The following is a 15,630-nucleotide window of genomic DNA, read 5'->3' as shown; positions in this document are numbered from 1 at the left end:
AAAACTGAAAATGGCCACAACTATTTAGCACTTGTAACAGACGCCTATTCTAAGCAAATAATGGGCTATAAACTCGATAACCACATGAGAACATCTCTTTGTAGCGATGCGCTCGAAATGGCCATTAAAAACAGAAAATATCCTAATCAAAAACTCATACATCATTCAGACAGAGGGTTCCAATACTGCAACCCTAACTACACAACATTTGCTGAAGATAATGGAATTATAATGAGTATGACTGAACAATACGACCCCTATGAAAATGCTGTCGCTGAACGCATTAATAGAACGCTTAAATACGAATATGGGCTAAAACAAACCATTAAAGACACAGATCTTGCGCAAAAAATAACCAAACAAGCGGTTTATATTTACAACAATCTTAGAACACATTTTAGCCTAAACTTAAGAAAACCAAATGAAGTACATTTAAATCCAAATATCAAATACAAATCCTATCGAAAAAATAACGTAAATTTACCTGAACTAACGATTTAAGAACAGACCTAGTTCAAACTATTTTTTTGCCTTCTAAACGGCTAAAAAAAATCTTTTGAACTATCTAAATAGTAACCAAAAAGAGTCAACCTATTTCAGTATAATACACCATTCTGAACTAGAGTCCGTAGTAATTCATTGGTTAAAGCATGAAAACTATAGGCATCACCTCCTTTTAGACCATAAAACAGAGGTTTATCAGCAGATTAAAACTTATATCGGTATGGCTTTAGGAGATACTTCGGTGTCATTAGACTATTGTATTGGCCAAGTTTGGCGCCATTGCCAACCGACCTTGTACAAAGCTTTTTCGCATGCCAAGATAGATGAAGGTATTATAAAAGAAGTTATCGCTTTAGATGAACGTAGCAAGCGTTATTCCTATGGTCCTCCTATAGAGAGTATGCAGCAGGTTTTAGCTTTAGTCGATGCTGATGTGTTAAGTTTAGACTACGTTAATAATCCAAAAATCATACTCACCCCAAAGGGTTGGAATTTGGAAAACAATGCTAAAACGACGATTAGCTGTTCCGCTATGGTTAATAGTGTTCTAGATGCTCCACAACTTTTAAAAGTTGATACGCCTTTGATTAAAAACCTTCTTGAGGATGATCTCATTCAGCCTATTCATTCGGCATTAGGAATTGAAACGACTTCTGAGGGTTTTGTAAAAACGCCTCATAAAGATGACAATCTTGCTATTGCGGTCTTAGGCCGATTGGCCAAAGGGAGTGTTATTGGTGTAGATGCTATTTTAGAATGTTTCGGGCCCCGGATAGAAACCTGGGCAAAAGCGCAAGTGGAGCGTCTCAGCTCTAATTAGGTTGTTTTTCGCTGAGATATTTCCAATACCGTTTAGGCACATGCCTTAGGTGGAGCTTCATGTTTTTTCGTGAGGCAATATTGGTGGCTTTAAAATAATCTTGCCATAATTTCTGAAATTCAAATTCTTCAGCAGCAAAAAAACTATCATCCGTATTTGTGGCGATAAAGTTTTCAGGCAAGTCCATAGTAATCACCTCTACCCGATCTAAATTGTAAAACAGACCATATTTTCTTTTCAGATCATAAATCACCCATTTCTGATCGGCATAGCGCCGTTTAAAATGCTTTTCAATCAGCGGCAGCACATTAAAATCGGGCTCAATAGTCGCAAAATACAATTGATCTTTTGTTAATCTAAAGCGTACAAAGGCTTCCATGCGGTGTTTTTCGCGCCCTACGGACTTTGCAATTTGTGCTATTTTTAAGATGGAAGGATGTGAGTAATCCTTATCCACACGCTTATTTTGAGAAAAGGTGTATTGGATGTAATCTAACAACAAGGCCTCTACACCTTCTTGTTCACTTAAGAAAGCGGCATATAATTGATAGCTGCCTTGCGGACTCAATTTTAGTTTTAAGCCTTTCCATACCCTATTGGCTTTGGTCTCATCAGTATAAATAGTTTCGTTATCTGAAAACAAGCCGGGTTGTTGAGCAAATTCATTTTGAAGCGTTGCAGAGGACAAGCCTTGCTCAAAGACACAAAACACAGCGGTTAAAAAACCATCGAAAGTGCCATCGTAAATTAAATTTTTCATCATCCTTTACCCAAATAAACTAAGTTGATTGCTTAAGGTGTTCTGATATTTACTTGTTGAATTCTGAAGGATTAAACCTTTTATTTTTTCTGGTGTTAAGTCGCGCTTCTCAAAAAGATTACTGTCGCAAACCATAAAATAACGTGCCCTATTTAAGGCGACTCCTATTTTTTTAAGGTGTTCCCAATTTAAGCGTCTATAACGACGTGCATTGATAATCTTATAAACGGATTTCATTCCTAAACCGGGAATTCTAGCTAACATACGTTGGTCTGCTGAGTTTACATCCACAGGGAATTCATGAAGATTTCGTAAGGCCCAACTTAATTTAGGATCTACATCTAAATCTAAATTTTGATGCTGCTCATTGAGAATTTCGCTCACATCAAAACCATAAAATCGCATAAGCCAATCGGTTTGGTAGAGTCTGTTTTCACGAAGCATAGGTACGGCACTTCCAATTTGCGGCAAGCGCTCATCGTAGCTAATAGGTACATAGCCCGAGTAGTACACTCGCTTTAACTGGTAGTTGTTATAAAAGTAATTTGACGTTTGCATAATCTGAAAATCATTTTCACCACTAGCGCCAATAATCATTTGGGTGCTCTGCCCTGCAGGTGCAAACTTTGGGGTGCTTTTTATAATTTTCTTTTCCGCTTTATACTGAATGATTTCATTTTTCACCTTCACCATAGGCTTTATAAAATCGGCTCTATTCTTATCGGGTGCTAATTTTTTTAATCCGGCTTCGGTGGGTATTTCAATATTCACACTAAGCCGATCGGCATAGAGTCCGGCTTCACGCATTAATTCATCTGAAGCACCGGGAATAGATTTTAAGTGAATATAGCCATTGAAATTTTCTTCTTTCCGAAGTTTTTTAGCCACAGCGACTAAGCGCTCCATGGTATAATCGGCACTTTTGAAGATTCCAGAACTTAGAAAAAGCCCTTCAATATAATTTCTTCTGTAAAAATTAATCGTTAAATCGACCACCTCTTGTACCTTAAAAGCGGCGCGTTTTACATCGTTACTTTTCCGAGTGACACAATACGCGCAATCAAAAATACAATGATTGGTTAATAGAATTTTGAGTAAGGATACGCAGCGGCCATCTTCGGTATAAGAATGACAAATTCCCATACCTGTAGCATCTCCTAGTCCTTTATTAGTGTTGGCACGTTTACTTCCGCTTGAAGAACACGATACATCATACTTCGCAGCATCTGCGAGTATTTTTAGTTTTTCTTGAATCCGTTGAAAAGACAAAAATTTTCCTCCTATAGTTTTAATTAGAATACGATTTCAAAAGTACTACATATAAAAGCTATTAATTGCTTGTGTTTGTAGTAATATTAAAATAGGCGTTATAAACGCTTTTGAGGATGAAATGAGATAATATTCGTGGTAATTCTAATAACGAAGCTTGCCTATAATAGTTACATTGAAGTCTTATGAAATATATCATAACCCTTTTAATTTTAATCTCTTCATTATCTATGAGTGCACAGCACATTATCCCCGAATCTATACGCGCTAACGTCGATAAAGCTTTAGACTACTACCCTGAACTTGAGGATACAGCTATTGAATTTCGATTTAAGAAAAACATTAAGAAATCGACGATGCAAGCGCGCCCTACTTTTGGGAGTTTTTTTAAAAGTCGTAAAAACCGACGTTACGTTATTTTGATCAGTGAGATCTTTAAGATTGCTGATAAGGAGTTTTTAACGCGACATATCCCCGATGATATTTTTATTGGTTGGATTGGTCACGAATTGGGTCACGTTATGGATTACCAAAACCGAGACAAGTTGAATTTAGTTTGGTTTGGTCTTAAATATGTGTTTTCGCAAAAACATATTGTTGAAGCTGAACGTGCTGCTGATGCCTTTGCTGTAAATCATGGTATGGAAGATTATATCCTAAAAACAAAAGATTTTATTCTGAATCACGCCGATATCACGCCTTCTTATAAGGAGCGCATTAAGAAATTCTACTTATCTCCTGAAGAAATTATGCATTTGATAGAGGTTCGGAATGCTGCTGAATAAATTGACCGCTGTCCTTAGTGATTATAACTGAAATAACTTCAAGTTAAAATGAAGCATTAGAGAAGCGTCTCTTTAATGTGTTTTAACTTGAAGTTTTTTTGTTGTTATTCTGTGTAAGCTTTAAGCTATTTAAATAGAGGAGCTTTTAATGCTCATTAATAAAAGTTTCCCATTCCGAAAATTTAGTATCGTTCATCACGCGTTCCATTTTTACTTGTCCACCTTTTTTCTTGTTACGTTCACTCCAATCGTGAAAACGTTCCGCAGGAATCACTTTAACCTTCACACCTTTTAAAGCTTTGCTTCGTGCTACTTTATAGTTTTTATTGGCTGCTTTTAAGGATTGGTCTAAAGCCTCTGCAATTTCATCTTCTTGTGGATTTTGTAAATCGGAGCCTAAATACCAGAAATGGTAAAACTCACCATCGTCACCGCGTTTGGCACAAATGGTATATTCTGGAAACGTGGTTTTAAACTGGGTTTCAAGTTCGCGCATCGCCGCATCCATTTTATTTACTGATAATTGTGAGCCCACAGTGTTGAGGAAAAATTTTGTTCGGCCTGTAATTTTTATTTCAGCACGTTCAACATTTGTAAATTCAATAGTATCACCAATTAAGTAACGCCAAGCTCCGCTCACCGTACTAATGAGCAAGACATAATCTTGATCGGTTTCTACCTCCTCTAAGGTTAAGGCTGGCGCTTCCGGTTTAAGGGATCCGTCCTCATCAATGTATTCGGGTTTAAAGGGAACAAATTCAAAATAAATACCATTATCGGTATTGAGTTGCATGGCATCCGTTTCTGGTCTTACTTGTGTGGCTAAATAGCCTTCAGAAGCCAAGTAAGTATCAATCACCGTAACGGGTTTTCCGAGTAAGGCTTTAAAACTTTTTTCATATGGCGCAAAGGCTACCCCACCTGAGGTATACACTTGGAGATTAGGCCAAATCTCATGGATATGATTAAGCTTGTGGTAATCTATGACTTTTTGTAGCATAAGCTCTATCCACGATGGGATACCACTTAAAGCTCCGATGTCCCAATCTTTGGCGCGTTCAGCAATGCGTTGCACACGTTGGTCCCAATCTTCAATTTGTGAAATCTCTTCACCAGGTTTGTAATAGCCACGGAACCATGAGGGAATCTGACTGGCACTGATACCACTAATTTCGCCTTCAAGGTGATTATTGTTTTCATCTAAATCTGTAGAACTTCCTAGCATCATAATTTCTTTTTCAAAAAAATCAGCAGGAAGGTCAAAGTTTTTTAAAGCGAAAACCTGTTTAATTCCAGCTTTACGTATAGCTTCAATCATAGCATCTGTAACCGGAATACGTTTACTCGTTTTTCCGGTGGTTCCGGAGCTTAAGGCAAAATAAGATGGGTGTCCTGGCCAAGTGACGTCAGATTCATTTTCATGATATTTATACCACCATTCAGCATTAATTTTATTATAATCGAAATAAGGCACGGTCTGGGCAAAGCTTGCCTGTAGATTAGAGCGCTCTAAGAGGCTTTCAAAATCATAATGTTTTCCGAACTGCGTATTTTTTGCGGTTTCAAGTAATAATTTCAATACGCTTTCTTGAGCATCTTTATGCACAATCTCTGACGAGAAGGTGTCTTTTAATTCAATTACTCCTTTAATAAGGTTTCCTAAAATGGCCATGGTAAAGTTTTAAATGTTAGCGGTTGTGGTTATGCAGAAATTTTTTCACAAGCTTCCGCACAAGCTCTACAAGCTTTGGCGCAGGCTTTACAATGATCGTGTGTATGTTCTTCGCAATGATCGGCGCAGTATTCGCAAATTTCAGCACATAATAAAGCATACTGTTGTATATAAGCACTGTCTGAGGTGATCATTTTTAGGAGTGCTTCACAAGCGTCTACACACTCTATACAACACTTTGGACAGTCGTTTTTACTTTCCTTTCCGGCCATTTCTATACTACAGACTCTACAATCTATAATACAGGTTTGAAGGGTTTCTATAAGAGGTTGATACATGCTATTCATAATTTTAAAAGTTTTTAGAATTAATGAGCATAAAGGTCTATATATATGATAAAAAACACTGTTCCGATTGGTAAAAGGATTAACGCATTTGCATTGGTGGTGGTGCATTTTGAATTGTTTAAAATTATTCTCTAATCAAGCAATCAAAACGGTAAATGAGTTAAGGGTATCGGTAGTGGGTTAAGATCTTTGGCTTCAAAAAAAAAGCAGACTATGATTGATCTTTGGGATACAAGTTTTGAGAATGATGTTTTTGTTATTGTGCTCAGCACTATTGGTATGTACGTCACCTTAATAATGTTAGCGCGTTTGGGGGGACAGTCTAAACCGGCAGAACAAATTAGTTTTAGCTTTATGGTAACCATGATTTTAAGTCTTATCATCGCTATTGCAGTGGTTCCTCAGGTGCTTTGGCTTCAATATTCTCTTATCCTTATAGGAATTGTATATAGTTTACATAAGCTTGTTGTTAAGGCTCGCGAATGGAAACCTTTAAGAGCCAAAGGGCGTCAGAAGATCATAGTTTTAATGCATCATGGGAAATTTTTAAAGCGCAATCTAAAGCGTTCTAAACTTACAGAATCGGATGTAAGAACCCATTTAAGAGATGCTCATATTTTTGAACCTTCCAAAGTTAAGGTGTTGTTCAATGAGGCCACTAAAGAACTTACCATTATACAGCCCTCTAAACCACAGGTGAAAGACCAATGGATTGTAGAGTGTTAAGATTTGAGTTTTACTTTGATTCTTGGTCATTATCCTCGTTTTTAGTGGAGTTTGAAGTTGCCCAAAGTTAAAGGCTATGCTTTGTTAAGGTCTCAGGAATTACTTGTTATGGGGTTCGTATTTCATTGCTATTAATTTAGGATTAAAATCGTAAAAATTATGTAGTTTTGTGCTTCTAAAATTAAAAACTAATCAAAACATGAAAGCGACAGCCTTATCCTCTACTCACGAAGCACTTGGTGCAAAAATGGTGCCTTTTGCAGGTTATAATATGCCCGTACAATATGAAGGTGTAAATATTGAACACGAAACTGTAAGGAAAGCCGTTGGTGTATTTGATGTGTCTCATATGGGAGAGTTTTTAATTGAAGGTCCTAATGCCTTAGCCTTAATACAAAAAGTATCGAGTAATGATGCTTCTAAATTAGCCATAGGAAACGCACAATACAGCTGTTTACCTAATGATGATAATGGTGTTGTAGACGATTTAATTATCTATAAATTAAAAGAAGAAACATATTTATTGGTGGTAAATGCCAGTAATATCGAAAAAGATTGGAATTGGATTTCTTCTAAAAACGATGTCGGTGCAGAAATGCGCGATTTAAGTGAGGACTATTCTTTATTAGCCATCCAAGGCCCTAAAGCGGTAGAAGCTATGCAATCGCTTTCTAGTCATGATTTATCAGCGATTAAATTTTACAATTTTATAGTTGGTGATTTTGCAGGAATAGAAAATGTTATTATTTCGGCTACAGGTTACACCGGAAGTGGTGGTTTTGAAATTTACTGTAAAAATTCCGAAGTAAAACAAGTTTGGGATGCCGTTTTAGAAGCCGGAGCCGATTTCGGTATTAAACCAATTGGTTTAGCAGCAAGAGATACCCTACGTTTAGAAATGGGATATTGCTTATATGGTAATGATATTGACGACACCACCTCTCCTATTGAAGCTGGTTTAGGATGGGTTTGTAAGTTTACAAAAGATTTTAATAATAGTGAAGCGCTTAAAGCTGAAAAAGAACGTGGTGTAGCGCGTAAATTAGTAGCCTTTAAATTGGAAGAACGTGGAATTCCACGTCACGATTATGCTATTGTAGATGCTGAAGGAGAAACCATTGGTAAGGTGACCTCAGGAACGATGAGTCCTAGTTTAGGCATTGGTATTGGAATGGGATATGTTACAAAAGCATTTGCGGCTGTAGGATCTAATATCTTTATTCAGGTGCGTAAAAAAGCGATTCCTGCTACGATTGTAAAGCCGCCTTTTTACAAAGGTTAATTATTGCTTAGAACTAAAGTTGTTTAATGACGAAGAAAGATACGGAAGCACAAAAACATCGCATACTTATACTTGGGGCAAGTGGCTACATTGGCCACGCCCTTTATAAGGAGTTGAGCCCGTATTTTAAAACTTTTGGCACGTATAGAACGCCATTAAAAGCGTATACTATAAATTATCATTTTTTTCATTATAATTTAGAGGAAGATGATGTATTTGAAATCTTAGAAGTCTGTAAACCCACACTTATTATTTCGGCACTTCGGGGTAATTTTAGTGCGCAGACCATTGCCCATCAACATATTGCAGAATACGCTCATGCTTTTGGAACTAAAATAATTTTTCTGTCGTCAGCAAATGTTTTTGATGCCTATAGTAAATACCCGAGTTATGAACTGGATAAAACTTTGAGTCATAGTATCTACGGGCATTTTAAAATTAAAATTGAGAATTTATTTTTAAGACTGCCAGAGGAACAGGTGGCCATACTGCGATTACCGATGATTTTTGGAATTTCTTCTCCTAGAATTGAAGACATGAAACGTGCCATTGCTGAGAAAGAGGCTGTAGAAATTTTTCCGAATCTTATAATGAATGTCATGCACGATAAAACCTTAACGCAACAGGTTCATTATATCATTAACAGGAATAAATACGGTGTTTTTCATTTGGGAAGTACAGATTTGGTGCATCATGACGATTTTACCAAGGAGCTTCTTCAGCGGTTATTTAAGAAAAAAGTTGGACTTAAGCAGGTATATACCACTAATGAAGATCGGTATTTAGCCGTGCTTCCTAAGTTTAACAAGCTTCCAAAACATCTTCAAGTTACGAGTCAAGATATTTTAGAAGACCTCTTTAAATAGTAGATTTTAGTATAGGTTTAGGCTGAATTTTAAAGCGATTCCCTTCCGAAGTAAAACTAAAAGGAAACGAGCTGTTTTTAATACCGGTTAAAGATGAAAATATGATGAAACCCTGCGGTTTTAACGTTGCCGAATAGAATTTTTATTACATTTAAAAAAAAATAGATTTATTATGAAATTAGATGCTATAACGATAGAAAAGAACTTACTTCATCTTCCTGATTGGGATTTTTATGAAGATGCGCTTCATGCAGAATTTGAATTTGACAATTTTAAGGATTGTTTTAGTGCCATGAGTCGAATTGCTTTTGAATGTGAAGCTCAAAATCACCACCCTAATTGGAGTAACACTTATAATATTTTAAAAATAAGCTTATCTACGCATGACGCAGGCGGCGTTACATTAAAGGACTTTAAATTAGCGGAAGCCATTGAAGCGATTGTAGAGGTTGAAGATTAACTAGAAAGCGTGCCATAGATTTGTCTTTCTGCTGTAGTCATTTTGATAAAGGTTTTAATACGGCAGCAGTAAAAAGTAGACGTTCTAAGTTTAAAGGATTATAAAAATTGGCGTAGATTTTAGAGCGCTATGTGGTAAAGGGGATATTTTTTAGTTTTTAATGCCCTTGGTGTTGAAACAATTTCAATATTTTCTTAGATTTGTTATGCTGAAATTTATGGCCCATAATAGCACTGTGGAGTCAAGTTATGGCGCTAGAGTAAAAATAGGATATCTAACAAGGGCCTATTGGTATAGGAACTTAAAATAAATTATAAAATGGGAAGAGCTTTCGAGTTTAGAAAAGCAAGGAAAATGAAACGTTGGTCTGCTATGAGCAAAGCCTTTACACGTATTGGTAAAGACATTGTAATGGCGGTAAAAGAAGGTGGTCCGGATCCTGATAGTAATTCGCGTTTAAGAGCGGTGATACAAAATGCTAAGGCAGTAAATATGCCTAAAGACAATGTAGAACGTGCTATTAAGCGTGCCTCAGATAAAAGTCAGGGCGATTATAAAGAAGTACTTTTTGAAGGTTATGCCCAGCACGGTATTGCCGTTTTAATTGAAACGGCTACGGATAATAACACAAGAACAGTAGCCAATGTACGTTCTTATTTTAATAAAACTGATGGAAGTTTAGGAACTTCTGGTTCGGTAGTGTTTATGTTTGATCACACTTGTAATTTTAAGATTAAAGGTGATGATTTAGATTTAGAAGAATTAGAACTGGAACTTATAGACTCTGGTGTTGATGAGATTTTTGAAGATACCGATGTTGATGAAAATGGTGAAGAGCATACGAGTGTTATGGTTTACGCCCCTTTTGAGAGTTTTGGGAAAATTCAGGCTTATTTAGAAGAGAATGATATTGAGATTATTTCTTCAGGTTTTGAGCGTATTCCCCAAGTGACTAAAAAGGTAACGCCAGAGCAGGCTGAAGATGTAGAGAAATTATTAGAAAAGCTTGAAGAGGATGACGACGTGCAAAACGTTTACCATACTATGGAAGAAAGTGCTGAGTAAGGCTATCATTTCAAAAACATATCATTTATAGTTGTATTATAGCTAGTTTACTTAAGGTAACATACATTGACCATAACAACCATCTTAATTTTAGGGTGGTTGTTTTTTTATGAATTTGTTTCGTTTTTGTTTAAATATGCTTGCATATAGTAAAGTGAAGCCATTATGTGATAATGCTCTTAATTTTATTATGTCATTTTTTTATACTAACTTAATTGCTTCATTTTCAGTGACTATGAGTTTAAAATGGTGGATTTTAAATCTCATAATTATCTTTATAAAGCAATTATTATGATTATTAGATTACAACCATTAGTGCATAACAACACCAAAAATATAGCAATAAGATTTGCTTATAATTATGAGATAAAATCAGAGATAGAGAGATATGATGGCGTTAAATGGTCTAAATCTCATAGTGTTTATTATGTGCTAGATAATGCTAAAAATAGACAAGGGATTTTTAATCTATTAAGAAAAAAAGGTCACTACGTTGATTATACGGCATTAAAACGCCCCATCGCTAAACCTGAAAGAAAACCAAAAAAAATACTAAAAAGTACTCAAATAAAAATTTATAAAGGCTTATCCTCAAATAAAAGGTTGCTTTTAAAAAATTGTATTGGATACTTAAAAGGTAAGCGCTTAAGTGAGAGCACTATTTCTACTTATGGACATTTTATACTTCGGTTTATAGATTTTACTAAGGATATGCCTAAAAACGAATGGAATAGTAGAACATTAGAACTATTCTTAGAAAAAGTAATTGCTTATGAAAACTACAGTATAAGTAGTCACAGACAATGCATAAGTGCACTTAAATACTTTACAGCCTTTTGCAATATTGACGGATTTGAATCTGAAAACATACAACGGCCAAAAAAAAGTAAATATCTTCCCGTAGTATTATCAAAGGAAGAAATTATAGATTTACTACAAGTTACTAAAAACCTAAAACACCGTGCGATTTTAGGGTTAATTTATTCTAGTGGTTTAAGAATAGGCGAATTATTAAATTTACGTTTGAGTGATATAGATTTAGACCGAAATCAAGTATTTATAAAACAAAGTAAAGGTAGAAAAGATCGTACCGTTGTGCTAAGTGAAGTATTAAAACCTCTACTCTGTAATTATATTAACACGTACAGACCACAAATACATTTTGTTGAGGGTCAAAAAGGCAGTACATACAGTGCCAGCTCAGTGCGTAGCTTTTTAAAAAAGTCTTGTGAATTAGCTAATATAAAAAAGCAAGTTACACCACATACTTTAAGACATAGTTTTGCTACTCATATGTTAGAAAATGGTGTGGATTTACGTTATATTCAGATTTTACTAGGTCATAGCAAACCTGAAACAACGATGATTTATACTCATGTGGCCCAACACAGTTTAATGGAAATAAAAAGCCCACTAGATGTTACGGTTGGAAATTTAGTAAAAAAAGATAATAATAACAAAAAACCACTGTTATCCCGAAAATTTAACCATTAAATGATTATTATTGTAATGATATAACACGTTGTGTGTAATCCCTCATAGAAACCAAAAATTCCTCAGTACGTATGCTAACGAAAAATTGAGTAAATTGAGATTTAAAACTTAGGAAAGAATGAAAAATTCAAGCATATATAAATCGCTGATTATCAAAAATATAATTTTACGTTAGTCAGAATTACCACTCAAACCAAAAAGTATCCAACATTTGAAAATCCGTATAAGGAATTAAGACTACTACTACCCGACCTTTGTCTTATAATTTTAATCTTAAAAAAAATAGACAAAATGAATACAAATCAATTTGGTAAAAAAGGTTGGACACCAGACAGAATTGAAAAATTAAATGGTAAAACATACGTCATAACAGGAACTACAAGCGGAACAGGATTTGAAGCAGCGAAAATATTGCTATCAAAAGGAGCAAAAGTTGTAATGCTTAATAGAAACCCAAAGAAAGCAGAAGACACCATTAAAACTTTAAACCAAGAACTTGGAAATCATATAGATGTTGTAGCTATAAAAATGGATTTGGCTGTACAAGATTCAGTAAAAAAAGCAGCAGAAGAAGTTATAAAAACAGTTCCTCAAATCGATGCACTTATTTGTAATGCAGCAATTGCCCAAGTGCCAAAACAAACTCTTACTGTAGATGGTTGGGAAAGTCAAATGGGAACAAACTACTATGGAAATTGGACATTACAAGCACAATTATTCCCACTTATAGAAAAATCCAAAGGTCGAATTGTATCAGTTGGAAGTATGGGTTATGATATGGGCATCAAAACGATAAAATTTGATGACTTAAATTGGAATAAAGACTACACAGCTAATAATGCTTACAGCCAAAGTAAACTTGCACAAATAATGTCAATGTACGAATTACAAGATAGATTGAAAGAAGCAGGAAGAACAGATGTTAAAGCCTATGCGTGCCATCCTGGTTCTTCGAGAACCAACTTGATAAATACAAGCGGTAGTTTTTTGATGAAATTCATATTTAATCTGATGAAATTATCCCCATTAACACAGTCGGCTGAAAAAGGTGCTTATCCACAATTAATGTGTGCAACAGAACCAAATTTAGACCAAAGCAGTTTTTATGGACCAACAGGAAGAAGCAATTGGGTTGGACCAGTTGGAGCACACAAAATAGAACCACACGCTAAAGATAAAACAGTAGCTAAACGACTATGGGAAATTTCAGAAAAAGAGACAGGTATAAAATGGAATATCTAAATTTGTATTATGCAACATTTTAAAACATTATCATCATATTTAGACTATTTGGGACTACCAAGACCAGAGCATCCAATGTTGAGCGTATTCAACTCAAAAGGTGATGGTTATTTGCCTTGTCCAAGAGAAAGTTCGCCACCAATTACAAATGATTGCTATTCCATAAGTTTTAAAAAATATGCAGAAGGTAATTTAAACTATGGCCGAACAAAGTATGATTTCACCAATGGAGCTTTAATTTTTATTTCCCCAAGACAAGTATTACAATGGGATAATAGCGTAGTATTTGAAAAAAAAGGATTTTCAATAAACTTCCACGAAGATTTTTTGAAAGGAACGGAATTGGCTCAACAAATTAAAAAATACGGTTTCTTTTCATATTCCGTAAATGAAGCTTTACACCTTTCGCCAAAAGAAGAAAAACAGTTAGAATCTATTGTAGAAAATATTGAAATCGAGTATCAAAATAACCAAGATGCTTTTAGTAAAGAAATAATTATTTCGCAATTGGACACTTTACTAAAATATGCCAATCGTTTCTATGAAAGGCAGTTTTTAAATCGAAAAGAAATATCAAATAATTTGTTAGAGCAATTCAATCAGCATTTAACGGAATATTTTGAATCTGGACAATTGCAAGAAAAAGGTATTCCAAGTATAGAACAAATCGCAGATACGATGTCGGTTTCGCAACGTTATTTAAGTGATACTTTAAAAAAAGAAACAGGTAAAACTACAACTGAACATTTACACTTACATTTAATAGATGAGGCTAAAAATATACTATTACAACCCAATAAAAGTATTTCTGAAGTGGCTTACGAATTAGGGTTTGAATATCCACCTTATTTTTCGAGACTATTCAAAAAGAAAGAAGGAATAAGTCCAACTGAATACAGAGAAAAATATAAACTGAATTAAACGATGGAACTATTAAAAATAGCCACAGAATGGGCAAAAACCGAAGTGTTTTCAACACGTTTTTTCATCTTATTTGCGATTGGCTTTTTAATCGCAAGTGTTGGTTTTTGGCAATTAGGAAAAACAGATTTAGCAAAGGCTTATATCATTCCAACTTTAGTGGCAGGCATATTACTTTTGATAATTGGTAGCGGTCTTAACTACACAAACATTCAAAGAGTTAAACAATTTGAAAACGATTTTAATACTGATGCATCATCTTTTTACCAATCAGAAATTGAACGTTCAGAAAGCACTTTAAAGGAATATTCAGTTGTATTTAAAGTAATTCCAATTTTAATTATCATAGCAGCATTATTAATTCTGTTTGTAAATACACCAACTTGGAGAGCAATTAGTATTACAACTATTGCAATGCTAATAGTCATTTTATTAGTAGACGGAACTGCTCATTCAAGAATAGAAAACTACCACAAAGAATTGAAATTAGTGGATATTGAAAATGGAATTAAAAAATAACTACACACAACAATGTGTATAAGCAATAGCGGTTTGAGTACTAACTCGAACTGTTTTCCATTTAACTTAAGTATATTTCAATCCGAAAAGTAGTCGCTTAAAATCCGCTACTACCCATACACGAGACCGTTAGCAAACATTTGAAAAAAACATTCATCATATTAGTATTTGGGATTTTGACTAATAACCTAATTGGTCAAGAAATAAGTTCTGAAAAGGAAGTTCTTTCTGAATATATGTTCAAAAAAGAAACAAGAAAACCTAATAAACTAAAATGGAACGAAATAGAATTGGATAGTTTAGTTTTATATAATAACGGAGCATTTAATCGAACATATGCTTATGAATTCCACCAAATAATATACTCGGAATTTAAAGGAAGTTGGAAAATTCAAAATGACACTCTGAATCTAAAAATAAAATACAGAAAACTAGGTAAAGCAAATAAAACTTGGAATGAGTTTAATTCCCATTTTATGTACAAAATTAAAAGAACAAAATTAGTTCCTATTTATAATTACAATATAGATGATTTTTTTGAACTCAATATCAATGAATTATATACAACCAGAAAATTGAAACTGATAAAAAAATAAAAACGTTTGCTAACAATGTATAACCGCAATTACGGCGGATTCGACTACGTCCGAATCCACTCGGAATTGCTAACATCAGTTCTTAACCGAAAATCATTAACTTTAATCCCGTAACTGACGGTTATACGAGACCGTTAGCAACAATACGTGCCGAGTGTTTTTTCGTTAGTATTTACAATTTGAAATGCTGTCCGAAATTTAGTTTTTTATCTATTAACTTTTAGCTCAAAAAACTTTTTCTTGGAGAACTAAACGCACAAAGGTCGTTGCGTTTTCTGCAAATATCTCGTGCTGTCCCGAAA

The 15,630-nt window shown here is 34.6% G+C and carries 17 protein-coding genes; 13 read left to right on the top strand and 4 right to left on the bottom strand.

Features of this window, described 5'->3' with window-relative positions; all coding sequences use genetic code 11:
• Positions 1 to 501: DDE-type integrase/transposase/recombinase (locus tag DFQ08_RS15660; RefSeq protein WP_114310991.1), on the top strand; the 501-nt coding region annotated here is incomplete at its 5' end.
• A gap of 55 nt (positions 502 to 556) precedes the next feature.
• On the top strand, positions 557 to 1,324 hold the full coding sequence (locus DFQ08_RS15655) for an FAD/NAD(P)-binding protein (protein WP_114310990.1): 768 nt from the start codon (positions 557 to 559) through the stop codon (positions 1,322 to 1,324).
• Here the strand turns inward: DFQ08_RS15655 and DFQ08_RS15650 are convergent.
• A complete protein-coding gene (locus tag DFQ08_RS15650; RefSeq protein ID WP_114310989.1) occupies positions 1,317 to 2,087 on the bottom strand; it encodes a TIGR03915 family putative DNA repair protein in 771 nt (256 codons plus the stop codon). The genes DFQ08_RS15655 and DFQ08_RS15650 overlap by 8 nt on opposite strands.
• Before the next feature lie 3 nt (positions 2,088 to 2,090).
• Positions 2,091 to 3,353, bottom strand: coding sequence for a putative DNA modification/repair radical SAM protein (locus DFQ08_RS15645; RefSeq protein ID WP_114310988.1), 1,263 nt, complete (start codon positions 3,351 to 3,353; stop codon positions 2,091 to 2,093).
• Positions 3,354 to 3,538: 185 nt separating this feature from the next.
• On the opposite strand from DFQ08_RS15645, the gene DFQ08_RS15640 reads away from it, so the two are divergent.
• A complete protein-coding gene (locus DFQ08_RS15640; protein ID WP_114310987.1) occupies positions 3,539 to 4,138 on the top strand; it encodes a hypothetical protein in 600 nt (199 codons plus the stop codon).
• Positions 4,139 to 4,283: 145 nt separating this feature from the next.
• Here the strand turns inward: DFQ08_RS15640 and DFQ08_RS15635 are convergent, their stop codons facing one another.
• On the bottom strand, positions 4,284 to 5,810 hold the full coding sequence (locus DFQ08_RS15635; RefSeq protein ID WP_114310986.1) for a GH3 family domain-containing protein: 1,527 nt from the start codon (positions 5,808 to 5,810) through the stop codon (positions 4,284 to 4,286).
• A 29-nt stretch (positions 5,811 to 5,839) separates the two neighbouring features.
• A complete protein-coding gene (locus DFQ08_RS15630; RefSeq protein WP_181858423.1) occupies positions 5,840 to 6,157 on the bottom strand; it encodes a four-helix bundle copper-binding protein in 318 nt (105 codons plus the stop codon).
• Positions 6,158 to 6,370: 213 nt separating this feature from the next.
• Here DFQ08_RS15630 and DFQ08_RS15625 point away from each other — a divergent pair, with 213 nt between their 5' ends.
• The 10 genes from DFQ08_RS15625 (at position 6,371) to DFQ08_RS15580 (ending at position 15,328) form a co-directional block, all read left to right on the top strand.
• A complete protein-coding gene (locus DFQ08_RS15625) occupies positions 6,371 to 6,883 on the top strand; it encodes a YetF domain-containing protein (RefSeq protein WP_114310984.1) in 513 nt (170 codons plus the stop codon).
• Positions 6,884 to 7,082: 199 nt separating this feature from the next.
• Positions 7,083 to 8,165, top strand: coding sequence for a glycine cleavage system aminomethyltransferase GcvT (gene gcvT, locus DFQ08_RS15620; RefSeq protein WP_114310983.1), 1,083 nt, complete (start codon positions 7,083 to 7,085; stop codon positions 8,163 to 8,165).
• A 26-nt stretch (positions 8,166 to 8,191) separates the two neighbouring features.
• Positions 8,192 to 9,031 carry a sugar nucleotide-binding protein gene (locus DFQ08_RS15615; RefSeq protein ID WP_114310982.1) on the top strand — a complete coding sequence of 280 codons (840 nt, stop codon included), beginning with the start codon at positions 8,192 to 8,194 and terminating at the stop codon, positions 9,029 to 9,031.
• A 172-nt stretch (positions 9,032 to 9,203) separates the two neighbouring features.
• On the top strand, positions 9,204 to 9,491 hold the full coding sequence (locus DFQ08_RS15610) for a 4a-hydroxytetrahydrobiopterin dehydratase (RefSeq protein WP_114310981.1): 288 nt from the start codon (positions 9,204 to 9,206) through the stop codon (positions 9,489 to 9,491).
• A 318-nt stretch (positions 9,492 to 9,809) separates the two neighbouring features.
• Positions 9,810 to 10,556 carry a YebC/PmpR family DNA-binding transcriptional regulator gene (locus tag DFQ08_RS15605; RefSeq protein ID WP_114310980.1) on the top strand — a complete coding sequence of 249 codons (747 nt, stop codon included), beginning with the start codon at positions 9,810 to 9,812 and terminating at the stop codon, positions 10,554 to 10,556.
• Positions 10,557 to 10,847: 291 nt separating this feature from the next.
• Positions 10,848 to 12,050, top strand: coding sequence for a site-specific tyrosine recombinase/integron integrase (gene xerA / locus DFQ08_RS15600; protein WP_245935455.1), 1,203 nt, complete (start codon positions 10,848 to 10,850; stop codon positions 12,048 to 12,050).
• Between the two features lie 291 nt (positions 12,051 to 12,341).
• Entirely contained in the window at positions 12,342 to 13,292 is a 951-nt protein-coding gene (locus DFQ08_RS15595; RefSeq protein WP_114310979.1) for an SDR family oxidoreductase, read from the top strand.
• Positions 13,293 to 13,301: 9 nt separating this feature from the next.
• On the top strand, positions 13,302 to 14,213 hold the full coding sequence (locus DFQ08_RS15590; RefSeq protein ID WP_114310978.1) for a helix-turn-helix domain-containing protein: 912 nt from the start codon (positions 13,302 to 13,304) through the stop codon (positions 14,211 to 14,213).
• Between the two features lie 3 nt (positions 14,214 to 14,216).
• Positions 14,217 to 14,732 (top strand): hypothetical protein, encoded by a 516-nt coding sequence (locus DFQ08_RS15585; protein ID WP_114310977.1) that lies wholly within the window; start codon positions 14,217 to 14,219, stop codon positions 14,730 to 14,732.
• Positions 14,733 to 14,872: 140 nt separating this feature from the next.
• Positions 14,873 to 15,328, top strand: coding sequence for a hypothetical protein (locus tag DFQ08_RS15580; RefSeq protein ID WP_146035242.1), 456 nt, complete (start codon positions 14,873 to 14,875; stop codon positions 15,326 to 15,328).
• Positions 15,329 to 15,630 lie beyond the last annotated feature (302 nt).

The organism is Winogradskyella arenosi (assembly GCF_003337305.1).
Lineage (GTDB): Bacteria > Bacteroidota > Bacteroidia > Flavobacteriales > Flavobacteriaceae > Winogradskyella > Winogradskyella arenosi.
The sequence above is the reverse complement of the archived record's forward strand: the minus strand, read 5'-3'. Positions and strand labels throughout refer to the sequence as shown.